The 19,063-nt window shown below is 59.6% G+C and carries 15 protein-coding genes; 7 read left to right on the top strand and 8 right to left on the bottom strand.

Annotation, left to right across the window (positions count from 1 at the left end):
- Position 1: 1 nt before the first annotated feature.
- From AB4N76_RS07850 to AB4N76_RS07860, 3 genes are all read right to left on the bottom strand, one after another.
- Positions 2-376 carry a DUF6124 family protein gene (locus tag AB4N76_RS07850; protein WP_460164352.1) on the bottom strand — a complete coding sequence of 125 codons (375 nt, stop codon included), beginning with the start codon at positions 374-376 and terminating at the stop codon, positions 2-4.
- Positions 377-927: 551 nt separating this feature from the next.
- Positions 928-1,764 (bottom strand): IS3 family transposase, encoded by an 837-nt coding sequence (locus AB4N76_RS07855; protein ID WP_223525384.1) that lies wholly within the window; start codon positions 1,762-1,764, stop codon positions 928-930.
- Positions 1,761-2,066: an IS3 family transposase gene (locus AB4N76_RS07860; protein ID WP_046033372.1), complete on the bottom strand. Its 306-nt coding sequence runs from the start codon at positions 2,064-2,066 to the stop codon at positions 1,761-1,763. The genes AB4N76_RS07855 and AB4N76_RS07860 overlap by 4 nt, the downstream gene beginning before the upstream one ends.
- Before the next feature lie 1,027 nt (positions 2,067-3,093).
- On the opposite strand from AB4N76_RS07860, the gene AB4N76_RS07865 reads away from it, so the two are divergent.
- From AB4N76_RS07865 to AB4N76_RS07895, 7 genes are all read left to right on the top strand, one after another.
- A complete protein-coding gene (locus AB4N76_RS07865; RefSeq protein ID WP_046026449.1) occupies positions 3,094-5,145 on the top strand; it encodes a putative bifunctional diguanylate cyclase/phosphodiesterase in 2,052 nt (683 codons plus the stop codon).
- A gap of 267 nt (positions 5,146-5,412) precedes the next feature.
- A complete protein-coding gene (locus tag AB4N76_RS07870; RefSeq protein ID WP_046026722.1) occupies positions 5,413-6,762 on the top strand; it encodes an imelysin family protein in 1,350 nt (449 codons plus the stop codon).
- A 276-nt stretch (positions 6,763-7,038) separates the two neighbouring features.
- A complete protein-coding gene (locus AB4N76_RS07875; RefSeq protein ID WP_460164353.1) occupies positions 7,039-8,466 on the top strand; it encodes a di-heme oxidoreductase family protein in 1,428 nt (475 codons plus the stop codon).
- A 27-nt stretch (positions 8,467-8,493) separates the two neighbouring features.
- Positions 8,494-9,558, top strand: coding sequence for an imelysin family protein (locus tag AB4N76_RS07880; RefSeq protein ID WP_046026451.1), 1,065 nt, complete (start codon positions 8,494-8,496; stop codon positions 9,556-9,558).
- Positions 9,559-9,572: 14 nt separating this feature from the next.
- Positions 9,573-10,670: a DUF1513 domain-containing protein gene (locus AB4N76_RS07885; protein ID WP_046026452.1), complete on the top strand. Its 1,098-nt coding sequence runs from the start codon at positions 9,573-9,575 to the stop codon at positions 10,668-10,670.
- Positions 10,671-10,876: 206 nt separating this feature from the next.
- Positions 10,877-12,025 (top strand): efflux RND transporter periplasmic adaptor subunit, encoded by a 1,149-nt coding sequence (locus AB4N76_RS07890; RefSeq protein WP_046026453.1) that lies wholly within the window; start codon positions 10,877-10,879, stop codon positions 12,023-12,025.
- A 13-nt stretch (positions 12,026-12,038) separates the two neighbouring features.
- On the top strand, positions 12,039-15,074 hold the full coding sequence (locus AB4N76_RS07895) for a multidrug efflux RND transporter permease subunit (RefSeq protein WP_258667020.1): 3,036 nt from the start codon (positions 12,039-12,041) through the stop codon (positions 15,072-15,074).
- Between the two features lie 197 nt (positions 15,075-15,271).
- On the opposite strand, the gene AB4N76_RS07900 is transcribed toward AB4N76_RS07895, so the two are convergent.
- From AB4N76_RS07900 to colR, 5 genes are all read right to left on the bottom strand, one after another.
- On the bottom strand, positions 15,272-15,499 hold the full coding sequence (locus tag AB4N76_RS07900; protein ID WP_077431350.1) for a hypothetical protein: 228 nt from the start codon (positions 15,497-15,499) through the stop codon (positions 15,272-15,274).
- Between the two features lie 2 nt (positions 15,500-15,501).
- Positions 15,502-16,215 (bottom strand): lipopolysaccharide kinase InaA family protein, encoded by a 714-nt coding sequence (locus AB4N76_RS07905; protein WP_046026455.1) that lies wholly within the window; start codon positions 16,213-16,215, stop codon positions 15,502-15,504.
- A gap of 4 nt (positions 16,216-16,219) precedes the next feature.
- Positions 16,220-16,888: a class I SAM-dependent methyltransferase gene (locus AB4N76_RS07910; RefSeq protein ID WP_046026456.1), complete on the bottom strand. Its 669-nt coding sequence runs from the start codon at positions 16,886-16,888 to the stop codon at positions 16,220-16,222.
- Positions 16,889-17,049: 161 nt separating this feature from the next.
- Positions 17,050-18,333, bottom strand: a complete 1,284-nt coding sequence (locus AB4N76_RS07915) for a sensor histidine kinase (protein ID WP_046026457.1) — start codon at positions 18,331-18,333, stop codon at positions 17,050-17,052.
- Positions 18,323-19,006 (bottom strand): two-component system response regulator ColR, encoded by a 684-nt coding sequence (gene colR, locus AB4N76_RS07920; protein ID WP_046026458.1) that lies wholly within the window; start codon positions 19,004-19,006, stop codon positions 18,323-18,325. The genes AB4N76_RS07915 and colR overlap by 11 nt, the downstream gene beginning before the upstream one ends.
- Positions 19,007-19,063: the final 57 nt, after the last annotated feature.

The raw sequence follows: 19,063 nt of genomic DNA on the forward strand, positions 1-19,063 counted from the left end.
GTCAGGTCGCTTGTGGGTCGACGTTATCCAAGGCCCGGTTCACCGCCAACTCGGCCAGCATGATGATCTGCTGGATCGCCAGCACGGTGTTTCTCTGCGGGCCGATCAGGTTCGCGGCGAAATCACTGGTCATGACGCTGGCGGAGGCCAGCGACTCGCAGGCCTGGGCCAGGAGGCTTTCGGTGCCCATGTTGGGGGCGACCAGAAACATCGTGCTGGGGCGGCGGGGTTTTTCGGTGTATTGGGACGGGGGATCGAGGTAGTAGTCGAGGGCGCGTTTTATGGCTTCGCGGTCTCGCAGGAGTGCTTCGGATTGGGTGTCTTCGGCGGTTGGGGTGGTGGCGTTGAAGGGTGGATCGGGAATTAATTTGTCCATTGAGCATTTCTCCAGCGTTGGAGCCTCCACTCGCCGCTTCTCACACGGCGAAGAGGTGGCAGCTATGTGCGAGGTGAGAAGACCGGTTATGGACACCCGGCCGGACCGAAGTCCGCCCGCACACAGCCGCCATAACGCATTTGCCGGCAGCGTATAAGCTGGCGGCGATTATGCGTGTACAGACACTGGATGACCATAAGTTGCCGGGCTCTCACACCCGGTCGCTGAATTTTCAGCGACAGCCAGAGGTTAGAGAGACTGCTTCCTACCCGGCAACCTGAAAAATGCGTGGGAAAGCACTGCGTTTCTTACACATCTTTCAACACACAAAAATGGAACGTTGAACGTCCCCGGCGGCATTCCCGCGCGGAGCGTGGGAACGATCAATTGATGCACACCTGTTAGAGATCGGTCGGCTGTCAGGCCGCCATCGCGGGCAAGCCCGGCTCCCACAGGGAATAGGTACACCTGCTAGAGATCGGTCGGCTGTCAGGCCGCCTTCGCGGGCAAGCCTGAACTGGTCAAGTAATCTCGGACACCGATTACGGTGTTTATGCCGCTTTTTGCTCCATGGCTATTGGCGACAGGTAGTCGTTATAGCTATGGAGTCTGGTGCGGTTGTAGTACATGAAGAAGCGCACGATATCGGTTTTGGCTTCCTCGATCAGGCTGTAACCGCCACGAGGCACCCACTCTGACTTGAGCGTGCCGAAAAAGCGTTCTGTCGGCGCATTATCCCAGCACTGCCCGCGATGACTCATGCTTTGCAAAATGTCGTGTTGCAGCAGCTCTTCTTGAAACTTGCGACTGGTGTACTGACATCCCTGATCTGAGTGAAACATCAGTCCAGGAGGACACGTTCGTACCTCTGTCGCCATACGCAGCGCTTTGCTGACCAAGTTGGCGTCATTGACCAGAGAAAATGCCCAGCCAATAACCCTTCGGGCATACAGATCGATCACGATGGCCAGATGAACCCAACGTTTGCCCACCATCAAACTGGTGACGTCGCCACACCAAACCTGATCGATTGCAGTCGGTTTGAAGTTGCGCTTGAGCCGATTGGGCGCGACAAATGCTTCCACTCCTTTGGATCTGAAAGGGTGAGGCTGGCGTTGTTTACTGACGATATTGGCCTCTCTCATCAGCGCTCTGACAAGACTCCTTCCAGCTGTAATGCTTTGGGATTTCAGGCCTTTACTGATCATTCTGGAGCCCATGGCTTCGCGGCTTTCGCTGTGCAGCTCAACTACTTTCAGCTTGAGCTCTTCGCGTTTGCGCCTCGGTTTGGCGCGTCGCTGAATCCACTCATAAAAGCTGCTGCGCTTCACACCGAAAACACGACACACCACAGCCGTCGGGAATGACTCTCTTAGCTCTGCGATCATCGAAAACGATCGGGATCCGACATCAAGAGAGCGGTAGCCTTTTTTAGGATATCGGCTTCCATCTCCATGCGCTTGATCTTGGCTTTTAGTTCCTGGATCTGGCGCTGATCTTCGGTGATTGCCTTGGTGCCTTTGACTGGCTGCCCTTCACGTTCCTTACGAACCTGATCGACCCAGCGCCGTAAAGCGGTGGGCCCGATATCCAGCGATGCACAAACATCTGAAACCGGGCAGTTATCATCAAGCACCATGCTGGCAGCATGAAGCTTGAACTCGCGCGTATAGACCTTTCTTTCGTTCATGGAGCCTCCAAGTTGGCGAAATCATATCGCCCTTAAGAGGTGTCCGAAATTATTAGGCCAGTTCAGCCCGGCTCCCACAGGGAATAGGTACACCTGCTAGAGATCGGTCGGCTGTCAGGCCGCCATCGCGGGCAAGCCCGGCTCCCACAGGGAATGAGTACGCCGGCAAGAGATCGGTCGGCTGTCAGGCCGCCATCGCGGGCAAGCCCGGCTCCTACAGGGAATGTGTACACCGGCAAGAGATCGGTCGGCTGTCAGGCCGCCTTCGCGGGCAAGCCCGGCTCCCACAGGGAATGAGTACGCCGGCAAGAGATTGGTCGGCTGGCAGGCCGCCATCGCGGGCAAGCCCGCTCCCACAAAAAGCAAAACAACCCACATCTGCTCTTGCCCCTCACCACTCATCAGGCCGAGCGTTAGCTCGCCTACCGCTTTGATCTTGATCCACCCGCCCCTTCGGGAGGCTGAGTGGAGGTGTTCATCCGGGGAGTGGCGCGTAGCGCCGTTCGACGCAGTCGAACACGCTGCATGTAGGTCGAAGCGAAGCCGACCGGAGGGCAGTGTCCCCGGAGGGATACCGGAGCGAAGGAACGCCGAGCCCCAGCGAGGGGCCGGACGCCGGGGCGAGACCTCTGCTTCCTTTGGGGCGTTTGCCAAAGGGAGTCGACCGTCAGGGCGAAACCCTAAGCAGCCGTTACCGCAGCAACGGATATGTACACCCCCCACAGCCTCAACGCGCCCTCAAAAAAACCAGGCCAAAATCGGACGATGAAACCAGCGATCAACCCCCTTGCCCCAACGCCACACCCGTCTAACATCAACCAAAAGGAAAAATAGTCCCCATCCCCCTCAAGTTGAAGGACCCAACTACCGACACAGTACTAATCGGACAAATACCCCAGGCAACTGCATATCGGCCAAGCCCACAGGCAAAAACCCCCTGTGATTGATTGTCCCTTTGACTGCAAACACAGGATTGCCAATACTCATGGCAACTTGATGCTACCCGCACGGAACAAGGAATAACCCTTTGAAGCTGGAACTCAAGAACAGCTTGTCGGTGAAGTTGCTCCGGGTCGTGCTCCTGTCGGCATTGATCGTCGGCGTGGTCTTGAGCTGTGCGCAAATCGTCTTCGATGCCTACAAGACGCGCCAGGCCGTGGCCAATGACGCCGAACGCATCCTCGACATGTTCCGCGACCCCTCGACCCAGGCGGTCTACAGCCTGGACCGGGAAATGGGCATGCAAGTGATCGAAGGCCTGTTCCAGGACGACGCCGTGCGCCAGGCCTCCATCGGCCACCCCAACGAAGCCATGCTCGCGCAAAAAACCCGCGAATTGCAGCATTCAAACAGTCGCTGGCTGACCGACCTGATCCTCGGCAAGGAACGCACCTTCACAACCCAACTAGTAGGTCGCGGCCCTTACAGTGAATATTACGGCGACCTGAGCATCACCCTCGATACCGCCACCTACGGGCAGGGCTTCATCGTCAACTCGGTGATCATCTTCATTTCCGGCGTGCTGCGCGCCTTGGCCATGGGCCTGGTGCTGTACCTGGTCTATCACTGGCTGCTGACCAAACCGCTGTCGCGGATTATCGAACACCTGACCGAAATCAACCCGGATCGCCCCAGCGAACACAAAATCCCGCAGCTCAAGGGCCACGAAAAAAACGAACTGGGGATCTGGATCAACACCGCCAACCAGTTGCTCGAATCCATCGAACGCAACACTCACCTGCGCCACGAAGCGGAAAACAGCCTGTTGCGCATGGCCCAGTACGACTTCCTCACCGGCCTGCCAAATCGCCAGCAATTGCAGCATCAACTGGACAAGATCCTGGTCGACGCCGGCAAATTGCAGCGTCGGGTCGCCGTGTTGGTGGTGGGCCTGGATGACTTCAAAGGCATTAACGAACAATTCAGCTATCAGACCGGCGACCAATTGCTATTGGCCCTGGCTGACAGGTTGCGGGCTCACAGTGGCCGCCTCGGCGCCCTCGCCCGTCTGGGCGGCGACCAGTTCGCCCTGGTCCAGGCCGATATCGAACAACCCTACGAAGCCGCCGAACTGGCGCAAAGCATTCTCGATGACCTGGAAGCGGCGTTTGCCCTCGATCATCAGGAAATACGCCTGCGCGCGACCATTGGCATCACCTTGTTTCCCGAGGATGGCGACAGCACCGAGAAGCTGCTGCAAAAAGCCGAACAGACCATGACCCTGGCCAAGACGCGCTCACGCAATCGCTATCAGTTCTACATTGCCAGCGTCGACACCGAGATGCGCCGCCGTCGCGAACTGGAAAAAGACCTGCGCGACGCACTGCTGCGCAATCAGTTCTACCTGGTCTACCAACCCCAAATCAGTTACCGCGACCACCGGGTGGTGGGCGTCGAAGCGTTGATTCGCTGGCAACATCCCGAACATGGCCTGGTGCCGCCCGATCTGTTCATTCCGCTGGCCGAGCAAAACGGCACCATCATTGCCATTGGCGAATGGGTGCTGGATCAGGCCTGCAAACAGCTGCGTGAATGGCACGACCAGGGCTTCCCCGACCTGCGCATGGCGGTCAACCTGTCCACCGTGCAATTGCACCACGCCGAGTTGCCGCGAGTGGTCAATAACCTGCTGCAAATGTACCGCCTGCCACCGCGCAGCCTGGAACTGGAAGTGACCGAAACCGGCCTGATGGAAGACATCAGCACCGCCGCCCAACACCTGCTGAGCCTGCGCCGCTCCGGCGCATTGATCGCCATCGATGACTTCGGCACCGGCTATTCGTCACTGAGCTATCTGAAAAGCCTGCCGCTGGACAAGATCAAGATCGACAAGAGCTTCGTACAAGACCTGCTCGATGACGACGACGATGCAACCATCGTTCGAGCGATTATCCAGTTGGGCAAGAGTCTGGGCATGCAGGTCATTGCCGAAGGCGTGGAAACCGCCGAGCAAGAGGCCTATATCATCTCCGAAGGCTGCCACGAAGGTCAGGGCTATCACTACAGCAAACCCTTGCCGGCACGTGAGTTGAGCGCCTACCTGAAACAGGCCCAGCGCAGTAACGCGGCCATTTTGTAGATTTGTAGAGATTCGAAAATCGCAGCCTCGTTTCACTCGACAGCTCCTACATGGGCCCCCGTGCTTCTGTAGCAGCTGTGTTGCAGCTGTGTAGCAGCTGTCGAGTGAAACGAGGCTGCGTTTCTTTTGATCCACGACACAACCCCGTGTGAATAAGAAATATTTCCACCTGCAACCCTTTACACATAATGCGAAAGATTTGCATTATGTCGCAGTTTTGCGCGCGTGAAGCGCCCTTCCACCCCCTCTTGAAGCAGGATGTTCGCCATGATTCGTATGCCTCTGGCTACCGCCAGTCTGTTGGCCATCGCTATTTCCCTCGCCGGTTGTGGCGAAGGCAAAGACAAGACCACGGCAGCGCCAGCGCCTACACCAGTCGCCAGCGCTGCCGCTGCTCCAGCGGCTGCGCCTGCCGCTGTCAGCAAAGTCGATGAAGCCGCCGCCAAAGCCGTTGTCGCGCACTACGCCGACATCGTCTTCGCCGTATACAGCGATGCCGAATCCACCGCGAAAACCCTGCAAACCGCCGTCGACGCCTTCCTCGCCAAGCCGAACGCCGACACCTTGAAAGCCGCCAAGGCTGCCTGGGTCGCTGCCCGCGTTCCTTACCTGCAGAGTGAAGTGTTCCGCTTCGGCAACACCATCATCGACGATTGGGAAGGTCAGGTTAACGCCTGGCCACTGGACGAAGGCCTGATCGACTACGTCGACAAATCCTACGAACACGCACTGGGTAACCCGGGCGCCACGGCCAACATCATCGCCAACACTGAAGTTCAGGTCGGCGAAGACAAGGTCGACGTGAAAGACATCACCCCGGCAAAACTCGCCAGCCTGAACGAGCTGGGTGGTTCCGAGGCCAACGTTGCGACGGGCTACCACGCCATCGAATTCCTGCTGTGGGGCCAGGACCTGAACGGCACCGGCCCAGGCGCCGGCAACCGTCCTGCTTCCGACTACCTGGAAGGCAAAGGCGCTACCGGTGGTCACAACGACCGTCGTCGCGCTTACCTGAAGTCCGTGACCCAACTGCTGGTCAGCGACCTGGAGGAAATGGTCGGTAACTGGAAGCCGAACGTGGCTGACAACTACCGCGCCACGCTGGAAGCCGAACCGGTTGATTCCGGCCTGCGCAAAATGCTGTTCGGCATGGGCAGCCTGTCCCTGGGCGAACTGGCGGGCGAGCGCATGAAGGTTTCGCTGGAAGCCAACTCCCCGGAAGACGAACAGGATTGCTTCAGCGACAACACCCACAACTCGCACTTCTACGATGCCAAAGGCGTTCGTAACGTGTACCTGGGCGAATACACCCGCGTCGACGGCACCAAAATGACCGGCGCCAGCCTGTCGTCCCTGGTGGCCAAAGCCGACCCGGCTGCCGACACCACTCTGAAAGCCGATCTGGCCGCGACCGAAGCCAAGCTTCAGGTCATGGTTGATCACGCCAACAAAGGCGAGCACTACGACCAACTGATCGCCGCTGGCAACACCGCGGGCAATCAGATCGTGCGTGACGCGATCGCTTCCCTGGTCAAGCAGACTGGCGCGATCGAAGCCGCCGCTGGCTCGCTGGGTATCAGCGACCTGAACCCGGACAACGCTGATCACGAATTCTGATCAACGCTGGCTGAATAAAAAGGCGACCTTCGGGTCGCCTTTTTCATACCTGCCAACCACCGATTCGATCGTTCCCACGCTCTGCGTGGGAATGCAGCCCGTGACGCTCCGCGTCACACCAAAAGCCGAACGCGGAGCGTCCGTTGAGGCATTCCCACGCAGAGCGTGGGAACGATCACCCTGCGCCAGATCAAGCAAACGATAATTCCTCTTATTCAAATTCCCATCCCCTGTTAGACTTTGCGCCCTTGTTTTGCTCGCCTTGCAGGATGTCTGATGCCCCCGCTGCCTCTTCGCTTGTCCGCACTGTTGCTGGCCCTGGGCCTGAGTGCCTGCGATGACGCCCCGCGTTTTACCAAGGCCGAACCCGGTGAAGCCCGTTCCGGTGGCAGCGCGACCGTACGCAAGACCGATCAGAACTCGTTTTCCCTGCCGTCCGCCAATCTGCCGCCGTCACGGCGCGTGGACTTCAGCGTCGGCAACAGTTTCTTCCGCAGCCCCTGGGTGATCGCGCCGTCGACCACCACCGCCCGTGACGGCCTCGGCCCGTTGTTCAACACCAATGCCTGTCAGGGCTGCCACATCAAGGACGGTCGCGGCCATCCGCCGACGCCGGATGCGACGAACGCCGTGTCGATGCTGGTGCGCCTGTCGATCCCCAATGCGCCGGCCTATGCTCACGTCATCGAGCAGCTTGGCGTGGTGCCGGAGCCGGTCTATGGCGGGCAGCTCCAGGACATGGCCGTGCCCGGTGTCGCGCCGGAAGGCAAAGTGCGCGTTGATTACACGCCCGTTGCGGTGCGTTTCAAGGACGGCACTGAAATTGAACTGCGTAAACCGCGTCTGAACATCACTCAATTGGGCTACGGCCCGATGCACCCTGACACCCGTTTCTCGGCACGTGTCGCACCGCCAATGATTGGCCTGGGCTTGCTTGAAGCGATCCCCGAGGAGACGATCCTGGCCAATGCCGAGGCGCAGGCGCAGGCCAAAAACGGCATCGCCGGACGTCCGAACCAGGTCTGGGATGACGTGCAACAAAAGACCGTTCTCGGGCGATTTGGCTGGAAAGCCGGGCAACCGAACCTCAATCAACAAAATGTTCACGCGTTTTCCGGCGATATGGGCCTCACGACGAGCCTCAGACCCTTCGATGACTGCACCGATGCGCAAACCGCCTGCAAACAGGCGCCCAATGGCACCGGCCCCGATGGCGAGCCAGAAGTCAGCGATAACATTTTGCGTCTGGTGCTGTTCTACACCCGCAACCTTGCCGTACCGGCCCGCCGCGATGTCGGTGCGCCCGACGTCCTGGCCGGCAAAAACCTGTTCTATCAGGCTGGATGCCAGTCCTGTCACACACCGACGTACACCACCGCCGCCAACGCCGCCGAACCTGAACTGGCCAATCAAGTGATTCGCCCATACAGCGATCTGCTGCTGCATGACATGGGCGACGGTCTCGCTGACAACCGCAGTGAATTCCAGGCCAGTGGCCGCGACTGGCGCACGCCGCCGTTGTGGGGCATCGGCCTGACACAGGCGGTCAGTGGCCATACCCAGTTTTTGCATGATGGCCGCGCACGCAATCTGCTCGAAGCCGTGCTCTGGCATGGCGGTGAAGCGACGGCCGCGCAGCAACAGGTTTTGTCTTTCAATGCCGAACAACGCGCTGCGTTGCTGGCATTTTTGAACTCACTTTAAACACTTATAAAGAATCGGGAGCCCGACATGTTCCGCCCCAAACTGTTGTTCACCAGCCTTGCAGCACTCGCACTGGGCGCCTGTTCACCGCAGGACCCGCAAGCCGTGACATCGGCCGCCATCGCCAAGTCGGTGATCCTGCCGACTTACACCCGCTGGGTTGAAGCCGACCGCCAACTGGCTGTCAGCGCCCTCGCCTACTGCGAAGGCAAGGAAAACCTCGACACCGCCCGCGCTGATTTCCTGCACGCACAGAAAGCCTGGGCCGAGCTGCAACCGCTGCTGATCGGTCCGTTGGCCGAGGGTAACCGTTCGTGGCAGGTGCAGTTCTGGCCGGACAAGAAGAACCTGGTCGGCCGTCAGGTTGAACAACTGGTCAGCGCCCAGCCGCAGATCGATGCAGCGGCCCTGGCCAAGTCCAGCGTGGTGGTTCAGGGGCTCTCGGCCTATGAATACATTCTGTTCGACAGCAAGCCAGACGTGGCCAACGACGCGCAAAAAGCCAAGTACTGCCCACTGCTGAAAGCGATTGGCGAGCGTCAGAAACAGCTGGCCGAAGAAATTCTGCAAAGCTGGAACAGCACCGACGGCATGCTCGCACAATTGAGCAAATTCCCGAACCAGCGCTACGCCGACTCCCACGAAGCCATCGCCGATTTGCTGCGTGTACAAGTCACTGCCATCGACACCTTGAAGAAAAAACTCGGCACGCCGATGGGCCGTCAGAGCAAGGGCGTGCCGCAGCCGTTCCAGGCTGATGCATGGCGCAGCCAGTCGTCCCTGACCGGTATCGAAACCAGCCTCGCCGCGGCCAAAACCGTGTGGGAAGGCGTCGACAACAAAGGCCTGCGCGGCCTGTTGCCGGCTGAGCAAAAGCCATTGGCCGACAAAATTGATGCCGCCTACGCCGCCGCACTGAAACTGTTCGCCAGCAATCAACGCTCGCTGACCGAAATGCTCAAAGACGACGCCGGCCGCCAGCAGCTCAACGATCTCTACGACAGCCTCAACGTTGTCCATCGCCTGCACGAAGGCGACCTGGCCAAGGCGCTGGGCATTCAACTGGGCTTCAACGCCAACGACGGTGACTGATGAGGGCGAGTGCCATGCTGCGACGTCAGGCTCTGACTTTAGGTAGTTTGCTGCTGGGAGCAGTGACACTGGGCGGCTGGACGCTGTTCAAGCAAAAGGACAAAAGCCCGTTGCTGCTGTCGGCGCGGGACGATACCGATGGCAAGCATTACGCCGTCGGTTATCGGCTGGACGGCACCCGGGTGTTCGCCACCCAGGTCGGCCAGCGTTGCCATGACATCATCAATCACCCGACGCAGCCGATCGCGCTGTTCGTCGCCCGTCGTCCGGGCACCGAAAGCTACCTGATCGACCTGCGCGACGGCACGTTGCTGCAGACCATCGTTTCGCAGCCAAACCGGCACTTCTACGGCCATGCCGTGATTCACAAGAGCGGTGACTGGCTGTACGCCACCGAGAACGACACCTCCGATCCGGGGCGCGGCTTGCTGGGCGTGTACAAGTTCGAAGGTGAGCGGCTGGTGCATAGCGGTGAAATCTCGACGCATGGCCTCGGCCCGCATCAGGTGTCGTGGATGCCTGATGGGGAAACCCTGGTCGTGGCCAACGGCGGCATTCGCACCGAGGCCGAAAGCCGGGTCGAGATGAACCTCAACGCCATGGAGCCGAGCCTGGTGCTGATGCAACGCGACGGCACTCTGTTGAGCAAGGAAACCCTGGCCCAACAGATGAACAGCGTGCGCCACCTGGGCATCGCCAGCGACGGCACGATCGTCGCCGGTCAGCAATTCATGGGGCCATCCCACGAGTCTTCGGAATTGCTGGCGATCAAGCGTCCGGGCCAGCCGTTCGTAGCGTTCCCGGTGCCCGAGCATCAATTGCAGGCCATGGGGCATTACACCGCCAGCGTCGCGGTGCACAGCGATCTGCGCCTGGTGGCGTTGACCGCGCCACGGGGCAACCGCTTTTTCATTTGGGACCTGGACAGCGGCGAAGTGCGCCTGGACGCGCCACTTCCCGATTGCGCCGGGGTCGGTGCGGTGGCCGATGGGTTTGTCGTGACGTCCGGGCAGGGACGCTGCCGGTTCTATGATTGCCGCCAGACAAACCTTGTTGCAAAACCCCTTGAGTTGCCTGCGGGGCTCTGGGACAACCACCTGCACCTCATCTGACACACCCGGCCCCTTGTAGGCGCCGAGCTTGCTCGCGATGACGGCTGCACATCCAGCATCGCGGTTACTGACACACCGCTATCGCGAGCAAGCTCGGTTCCTACAGGTTTTGCAGTTGCCTGTAAGTTCTGCCAGTTGGAATCACCCGCGCACTCGGGGTAATGTGCCTGCCTGTCTCACCTGATTTTCTCCAAGGAACTGGAAATATGCTGCGTCGCCGCATGCTGATCATGTTGGGTGTTGTGCTGCTGATTGTACTGGTCCTGGCCGCTTACAAAGCCTTCTCCATCTACACGATGATTCAAGGCTTCTCCGCGCCAAAGCCACCGGTCAACGTCGCCGTGGCCACGGCAATCGAGCGGCCGTGGCAAGCGCGCCTGCCGACCGTCGGCACTCTCAAGGCGCTGCAAGGGGTGGACCTGAGCCTGGAGACTGACGGCACGGTCACGGACGTACAGTTCCAGTCCGGACAGAAGGTCAAGGCCGGCCAGCCTATCGTCCAGCTCGACAGCGCCGTGGAAACCGCCCTGCTGGAAACGGCTCAGGCCGATCTCGGGTTGGCCATGGTCGATTACTCCCGTGGCAGTCAACTGGTCGGCAGCCAGGCCATTTCCAAAGGCGAGTTCGATCGCCTCTCGGCCGTGCTGAAAAAGAGCAAGGCTACAGTCAATCAGCTCAGGGCCGCACTCGGCAAAAAAAGCATTCATGCGCCGTTCAGCGGGACCATCGGCATTCGCCAGGTGGACGTCGGCGACTATGTCGCCACCGGCACCATGATTGCCACCCTGCAAGACCTCAGCAGTCTCTACGCCGACTTTTTCGTGCCTGAGCAGTCCGTGCCGAAAATCGCGGTCGGCCAGCCGGTGCAAATCATTGTCGCGGCGTATCCGGCGCAGCAGTTTCCCGGGACCATCAGTGCGATCAACCCGAAAGTCGAGAACAGCACGCGTAACGTGCAAGTGCGCGCCACCCTGGCCAATCCCGACGGCAAATTGATGCCAGGCATGTTCGCCAACCTGGACGTGTTGCTGCCCAACCCGCAGCCACGCATCGTCGTACCGGAAAGCGCGATCACCTACACCCTCTACGGCAATTCGGTGTACGTGGCCGCGCAGAAAAAAGCTGAAGATGGCAGCGTCGAGAAGGACGACAAAGGCGAGCCGATCCTGGTCGCCGAACGGCGTTTCGTCGAAACCGGTGAACGCCGCGAGGGGCTGGTGATCGTTACCAAAGGTGTGCAGAACGGCGAAAAAGTGGTCACGGCCGGCCAGATCAAACTGGACAACGGTGCGCACATCGCGATCAGCGACGACAAGACCCTAGCCGAGAAGAACAGTCCGCCGCGCGCGGACTGATCAAGGAATCCCCATGGCTTTTACCGACCCGTTCATCCGCCGCCCGGTCCTCGCTACCGTGGTCAGCCTGTTGATTGTGCTGCTGGGCTTTCAGGCCTGGAGCAAACTGCCGCTGCGCCAATACCCGCAAATGGAAAACGCCCTGATCACGGTGACGACGGCGTACCCCGGGGCCAACGCCGAAACCATTCAGGGCTACATTACCCAACCGATGCAGCAAAGCCTGGCCAGCGCCGAGGGGATCGACTACATGACCTCGGTCAGTCGCCAGAACTTCTCGGTCATCTCGATCTACGCGCGCATCGGCGCCAACACCGACCGTTTGTTCACCGAGCTGTTGGCCAAGGCCAACGAAGTGAAGAACCAACTGCCCCAGGACGCCGAAGACCCGGTACTGAGCAAGGAAGCCGCCGACGCCTCGGCGCTGATGTACATCAGTTACTTCAGTAAGGAGCTGAGCAACCCGCAGATCACCGACTACCTGTCGCGGGTCATCCAGCCGAAACTGGCGACCTTGCCGGGCATGGCCGAAGCCGAGATTCTCGGCAATCAGGTCTTTGCCATGCGCCTGTGGCTGGACCCGGTAAAACTCGCCGGCTTCGGCTTGAGCGCCAGCGACGTGACCAACGCGGTGCGCCAGTACAACTTCCTCTCCGCCGCCGGCGAAGTGAAAGGCGAGTACGTGGTGACCAGCATCAACGCCAACACCGAGCTCAAGTCCGCCGAGGCCTTTGCGGCCATTCCGCTGAAGGTCGATGGCGACAGTCGAGTGCTGTTGCGTGATGTGGCGCGGGTTGAAATGGGCGCGGAAAACTACGACACCATCAGCTCCTTCGGCGGCACGCCCTCGGTGTACATTGGCATCAAGGCCACGCCCGGCGCCAACCCGCTGGACGTGATCAAGGAAGTGCGCAAGATCATGCCGCAGCTGGACGCCCAGCTGCCGCCTAACCTCAAGGCCGAGATTGCCTACGACGCCACGCTGTTCATCCAGGCCTCGATCGACGAAGTGGTGAAAACCCTGTTCGAGGCAGTGCTGATCGTGATCGTGGTGGTGTTCCTGTTCCTCGGCGCATTCCGTTCCGTCGTGATCCCGGTGGTGACCATTCCGTTGTCGATGATCGGCGTGATGTTCTTCATGCAGATGATGGGGTATTCGATCAACCTGCTGACCCTGCTGGCGATGGTATTGGCCATCGGCCTGGTGGTGGACGACGCCATTGTGGTGGTGGAAAACATCCACCGGCACATCGAGGAAGGCAAGACACCGTTCGATGCGGCCATCGAAGGCGCCCGGGAAATCGCCATGCCGGTGGTGTCCATGACCATCACCCTGGCGGCGGTCTACGCGCCGATCGGCTTTCTGACGGGGCTGACGGGGGCGCTGTTCAAGGAGTTTGCCCTGACGCTGGCCGGCGCGGTGGTGATCTCCGGGATCATTGCCCTGACCTTGTCACCAATGATGTGCGCACTGCTGCTGCGTCACGATGAAAACCCCAGCGGCCTGGCCCACCGCCTGGACCTGATTTTCGAAAGCCTCAAGCGTCGTTATCAAAGCATGCTGCACGGCACGCTCAACACCCGGCCAGTTGTGCTGGTGTTCGCCGTGATTGTGCTGTGCCTGATTCCGGTACTGCTCAAGTTCACCAAATCGGAACTGGCGCCGGACGAGGATCAGGGCATCATTTTCATGATGGCCAGCGCACCGCAACCGACCAACCTCGATTACCTGAACACCTACACCGACGAGTTCGTCACGATCTTCAAGGCGTTTCCCGAGTACTACTCTTCGTTCCAGATCAACGGTTTCAACGGCGTGCAATCGGGGATCGGCGGCTTCTTGCTCAAGCCGTGGAACGAGCGCGACCGCACTCAAATGCAGATCCTGCCCGACGTCCAGGCCAAACTGGAAAGCATCCCGGGCTTGCAGATTTTCGGTTTCAACCTGCCCTCCCTGCCCGGCACCGGCCAGGGCCTGCCGTTTCAGTTCGTCATCAATACCGCCAACGATTACGAGTTGCTGCTGCAAGTGATGGACCGGGTGAAAAAGCGCGCCATGGAGTCCGGCAAGTTCGCCTTCGTCGACGTCGATCTGGCCTTCGACAAGCCCGAGGTGGTGGTCGATATCGACCGCGCCAAGGCCGCGCAGATGGGTGTGTCCATGCAAGACCTGGGCGGAACGCTGGCGACGTTGCTGGGGGAGGCGGAAATCAACCGTTTCACCATTGAGGGGCGCAGCTACAAGGTCATCGCGCAGGTCGAACGCCCCTTCCGGGACAATCCGGACTGGCTGAACAACTATTACGTGAAGAACACCAAGGGCGAATTGCTGGCCCTGTCGACCCTGATCACCGTGACCGACCGTGCGCGGCCACGGCAGCTGAACCAGTTCCAGCAACTCAACTCGGCCATCCTTTCAGGGGTACCGCTGGTCAGCATGGGCGAAGCCATCGAGGTCGTGCGGCAGATCGCCCGGGAAGAAGCGCCGGCGGGCTTCGCCGTCGACTATGCCGGGGCATCGCGGCAATACGTTCAGGAAGGCAGTGCGCTGTGGGTGACCTTCGCCCTGGCACTGGCGATCATTTTCCTGGTACTGGCTGCGCAGTTTGAAAGCTTTCGCGACCCGCTGGTGATTCTGGTGACCGTACCGCTGTCGATTTGCGGCGCGTTGATCCCGCTGTTCCTGGGCTGGTCGAGCATGAACATTTACACCCAGGTCGGGTTGGTGACCCTGATCGGGCTAATCAGCAAGCACGGGATATTGATCGTCGAGTTCGCCAACCTGTTGCGCAAGGAAAAAGGGCTGACGGCTCGTGAAGCGGTCGAGGAAGCGGCGGCGATTCGACTTCGCCCTGTACTGATGACCACGGCAGCGATGGTGTTCGGCATGGTGCCGTTGATCATCGCGACGGGCGCGGGGGCGGTCAGCCGGTTTGATATCGGCACGGTGATCGCTACGGGGATGTCGATCGGGACGTTGTTTACGTTGTTCGTGTTGCCGTGCATCTACACATTGCTGGCCAAACCCGACGCTAAAGAACGCGCATGACCGCACGGCTGACGCTCGCTCCCACGCTCTGCGTGGGAATGCAGCCAGGGACGCTCCGCGTCCCACCAAAGGCCGAACGCGGAGCGTCCGTTGATGCATTCCCACGCAGAGCGTGGGAATGATCCAGCAGCAGCTTGGAAATCGGGCAATAAAAAGGCCTCGCAGATGCGAGGCCTTTTATTTTGGTTTCAATCGGGTCAACTTTGCGGCCTCATTCCCTGAGCAAGTCCGAACATGAGCAACAACAGATCGTGGTCGGGTTGCGCTGCCGAGGAGGCTTTGATTGCCCGTGGAATTGGACAGTGAGCATCGCTGCTCACTGAACTGAGGACCTGCGTGCGAGGCTGCTCCCAGGCAGCCACCGCCAAAGTAGCAACTGCCAAGGCTCCAACTAAAAACAAACCTCGTGCAATTTCTAGTTTCATCGCTATAAACCCTTGATAGCGCTGCCAAACGCCGTCTCATAAAAGTAGACGAGTTTTTTCCAGTCCGCAGCGCTGAACGACGAGTGGCGACGCAGTTGCTTCATGTCATGTGCAGCCGCCTGATAAGCCGTCATACGCTGTCGGCACTTCTCCAGGTCGATCAAGGCAATTTCGACCTTGGCCGACTCGCCTTCACCGGTGACCCGCAGGAACACATGCTTGATGTAGATGCAGCTGTGCTGCCACCGCCCCTTGTGCATGCGGGCGAGGTTTTCGGCCAGATCTTTCAACACACGATCATTCACCGCTTCGCCATGACGCTCTCGACCACCACCGGCGTACCACTTTTCGATTTCGTCGAAGCCATCCAGCGACTTGGTCACCAGCAATGCGCGCCATTTGTGCACAGGGTCGCGCTGTGCGCCGCAGAAAACGATTTCCGGAACACGCACGTCAAGCTTGCGCAGACCGATGAGCGCATCTTGCTCACGCAATACGGTAGGGCGGCCAAACGGGTGCAACCAGCTTCGATAGATATGGCCGGTCTGACGCTTGGCGTAGAGCAGTTGTCCATCGCTGCCCATGACACGCTGCACACCACTTTCCCCACCGCGGCGAACGTTGGGTTCTTCTACCCATTCACCGCGCTGGCTCCAGAAAAAGTCGAAGCGGTCCTTTGGAGCGACTTCCGTTTCTGCTGCACATTGCACTGCCATCCTGTTACCTCTTGCGTAATACGTAAACGCGCCACATGGCGTAGAGCGGAATAAAGTCCAGTTTTTCCTGGATACGGAAACCCGCTTGCTCGAATTCCTTCTCCACCGTTGCGGCCGGTAACACAAACCGGTTTTGGTAACCTTCCTGCCCACGTCGCGCTTCTGAGCGCTTGCGTTTCCAGGCCTTGAAGTTACCGTCCACCCACAACGAAAGGATCACGCTGTCACGGGAGACACGCTGAAATTCGCGCAGAATGGCCAGTCGATGCTCGGCATCACCGATGTGGTGCAGCAGACGCATGCAGAAAATGCTGTCGACGGCGTTATCTGGCAAGGCGATGTCGAAGGCAGAAGTGTGCAAGGGTTGTACCCGTTTCACCACGTCGGCGGGTTGCGCCTGCATGGCAATCTTCACCATCGATTCCGAGTTGTCTGCGCCGATGATGGCCCGGTTGGCTTTTTCCGCCAGCATCGGCCAGAAACGCCCTGCACCGCAAGGCAAGTCGAGCACCAGGCCAGGCTCGCCGACCAGTGTCAGCGCCTTGCGTGCCAGCTGTATGTCACGCCAGTGGGACAGCTTGCGACCGAGGCCGTCCTGATGCTTGCGCAGGTAGCGTTGAGCGTGTTGATCATCGTACTTTTCGGAAAAATCGAGTTTGATCGGGCCGTCCATCATCAGGTCTCCTGAAATGCTGATGTCACCAACCTTATGTATTTTTGTGTCGGTGACAGGTCATGCATTTGTGAAAATTTCGTTAAGCAAACCCCCGAACCATTTCAGGGTTTTACAGGATCGTAACAATAGCGCAGGGCCATCCCTTCGCAACAGGTCATTTAATCACCATCTGACGCCTGTAATTCGACCTGAAAACGACAGCCATTAGGCTCCATGGTTGTCAGGCTGACCGTCCAGCCCTGGTTCTCGCAGATCCGCTGCACCAGTGACAACCCAAGGCCCAGGCCCTCACCGCGTTTTTCAGAGCCGCGCACGAAAGGCTCGAACATCGCCTCGCGCTTTTCTTCGGGAATGCCGACACCACTGTCCTCAACCAGAAAACCCGTAGCCGTCAGGGTCAACCGGATGAAACCGCGCTCGGTGTAATGCAGAGCATTGCGCAACAGGTTGCCCATCACCGCATGCAAAAGGGTTGCGTTGTAACTGGCGGTTGGAGGGGAGCCTTGCTCGACAATCAGCGTCAGCCCTTTGGTCTCGATAGGTTCTCGCCACAGATTGAGCAGCCCGTCGGCTACCTGCTTGACGTTCTGCTGCGGCGACATGCTGGCATCTTCACGCTGCGCGCGCGCCAACATCAGGAAAGTCTGGACCAGTTCCCGCATCTCTTCACAGGCACGGGCGATGCGCTCGACCTGGGCTCGCCCGCGCTGATCAATACCAGGGTTTTCCAACAGCAGCTCACAGGAGCTGGCCAGCACCATCAATGGCGTGCGCAGTTCGTGGCTGACATCACTGGTAAACAACCGCTCGCGGGTCAATGCCTGACGCAAGCGCCCAAGGGTGGCGTCGAAGGCAACGGCCAGCTCGCCCACTTCGTCAGCGGCATAATCCGGTGCCAGTGGCGGTGCCAGACCCAACAATTGATCGCGGTGACGCACCTGGCGCGCCAGGCGAACCACCGGCGCCATGACTTTGCGCGCCAGGACCCAGCCGAGAAAGACCGCCAGCGCCAGGCTCAGCACGAAGCCCACCAGCACCACGGCAAACAGCACCCGCTCACGCTCTTCGAAATCGCTTTGGTCCTGCAACAGCACGTAACGCCGGCCGTCGACGATTTCGACCATGGCGTGATACGACAGCTGATCGCGAAAAACCTCGTGAAAGCCCGAATCCAGGTTGCGCAGATCCTTGGGCAGCTCGAAATCGCCTGCCCCGCCGCTGAAGTAGAACAGTTGGTCCGGCTCGGGGCGGTGGCTCCAGTCCGCGATGCTGTCCATCAGCAACAAGCGCTGCAAATCGCCGCCCAGGCCTGATGAAATCAGTTTTTCTTCCACCACGTGCACGGTCGCCACAATGCCCATGGCGAAGGCGCCGGCCACCAACACGCTCATCAGCGCAAAGGCGATGATGATCCGTTGAGCCAGGCTCTGTTTAAACTCCATCACGGCCCTCGGCCAAGCGATAACCCACACCGTGAACGGTTTGCAGCAATGGCTTGGCGAACGGTTTGTCGATCACTTGACGCAGTTGATGAACGTGGCTGCGCAGGCTGTCACTGTCCGGGCAGTCGTCGCCCCACAGGGCTTCTTCGAGAATTTCGCGGCGCAGCACGTGCGGGCTTTTCTGCATCAGCACGGCGAGCAACTTCAGCCCCACCGGATTGAGCTTCAGCAGTCGGCCTTCGCGGGTTACTTCCAGGGTATCGAGGTCGTAGGCCAGATCGGCGACCTGCAAGGTGCGACGACCGCCACCCTGGGTGCGGCGCATCACCGCTTCAATGCGCGCTGCCAGTTCAGACAGGGCAAACGGTTTGATCAGGTAATCATCGGCCCCAGACTTGAAGCCCTGCAGCCGGTCATCCAGTTGATCGCGAGCGGTGAGCATGATCACCGGCGTGTCACGGCGGGCGTCTTCACGCAGGCGTTTACACAGGGTGTAGCCGTCGATGCCGGGCAGCATGATGTCGAGCACGATCAAGTCGTAATGTTCGGTGGCCGCCAGGTGCAGGCCGGACAAACCGTCTTGTGCGCAATCCACGGTGTAGCCTTTGAGGCCCAGGTAATCAGCCAGATTGGCCAGGATGTCGCGGTTGTCTTCAACCAGTAGAATTCGCATGGGCACCTTCTCCGTACACAGTAACGGCCGTCTTGGCCCGCGCAGCTTAAGGCCAAG

The organism is Pseudomonas sp. S2_F03 (assembly GCF_054668335.1).

Coding starts and splice junctions, on each gene's coding strand:
- AB4N76_RS07885 (WP_046026452.1), top strand. CDS start 9,573: ATGCTGCGACGTCAGGCTCTGACTTTAGGTAGTTTGCTGCTGGGAGCA.
- AB4N76_RS07915 (WP_046026457.1), bottom strand. CDS start 18,333: ATGGAGTTTAAACAGAGCCTGGCTCAACGGATCATCATCGCCTTTGCG.
- AB4N76_RS07860 (WP_046033372.1), bottom strand. CDS start 2,066: ATGAACGAAAGAAAGGTCTATACGCGCGAGTTCAAGCTTCATGCTGCC.
- AB4N76_RS07875 (WP_460164353.1), top strand. CDS start 7,039: ATGCCCCCGCTGCCTCTTCGCTTGTCCGCACTGTTGCTGGCCCTGGGC.
- AB4N76_RS07855 (WP_223525384.1), bottom strand. CDS start 1,764: ATGATCGCAGAGCTAAGAGAGTCATTCCCGACGGCTGTGGTGTGTCGT.
- AB4N76_RS07890 (WP_046026453.1), top strand. CDS start 10,877: ATGCTGCGTCGCCGCATGCTGATCATGTTGGGTGTTGTGCTGCTGATT.
- AB4N76_RS07895 (WP_258667020.1), top strand. CDS start 12,039: ATGGCTTTTACCGACCCGTTCATCCGCCGCCCGGTCCTCGCTACCGTG.
- AB4N76_RS07905 (WP_046026455.1), bottom strand. CDS start 16,215: ATGGCAGTGCAATGTGCAGCAGAAACGGAAGTCGCTCCAAAGGACCGC.
- AB4N76_RS07880 (WP_046026451.1), top strand. CDS start 8,494: ATGTTCCGCCCCAAACTGTTGTTCACCAGCCTTGCAGCACTCGCACTG.
- AB4N76_RS07850 (WP_460164352.1), bottom strand. CDS start 376: ATGGACAAATTAATTCCCGATCCACCCTTCAACGCCACCACCCCAACC.
- colR (WP_046026458.1), bottom strand. CDS start 19,006: ATGCGAATTCTACTGGTTGAAGACAACCGCGACATCCTGGCCAATCTG.
- AB4N76_RS07900 (WP_077431350.1), bottom strand. CDS start 15,499: ATGAAACTAGAAATTGCACGAGGTTTGTTTTTAGTTGGAGCCTTGGCA.
- AB4N76_RS07910 (WP_046026456.1), bottom strand. CDS start 16,888: ATGGACGGCCCGATCAAACTCGATTTTTCCGAAAAGTACGATGATCAA.
- AB4N76_RS07870 (WP_046026722.1), top strand. CDS start 5,413: ATGATTCGTATGCCTCTGGCTACCGCCAGTCTGTTGGCCATCGCTATT.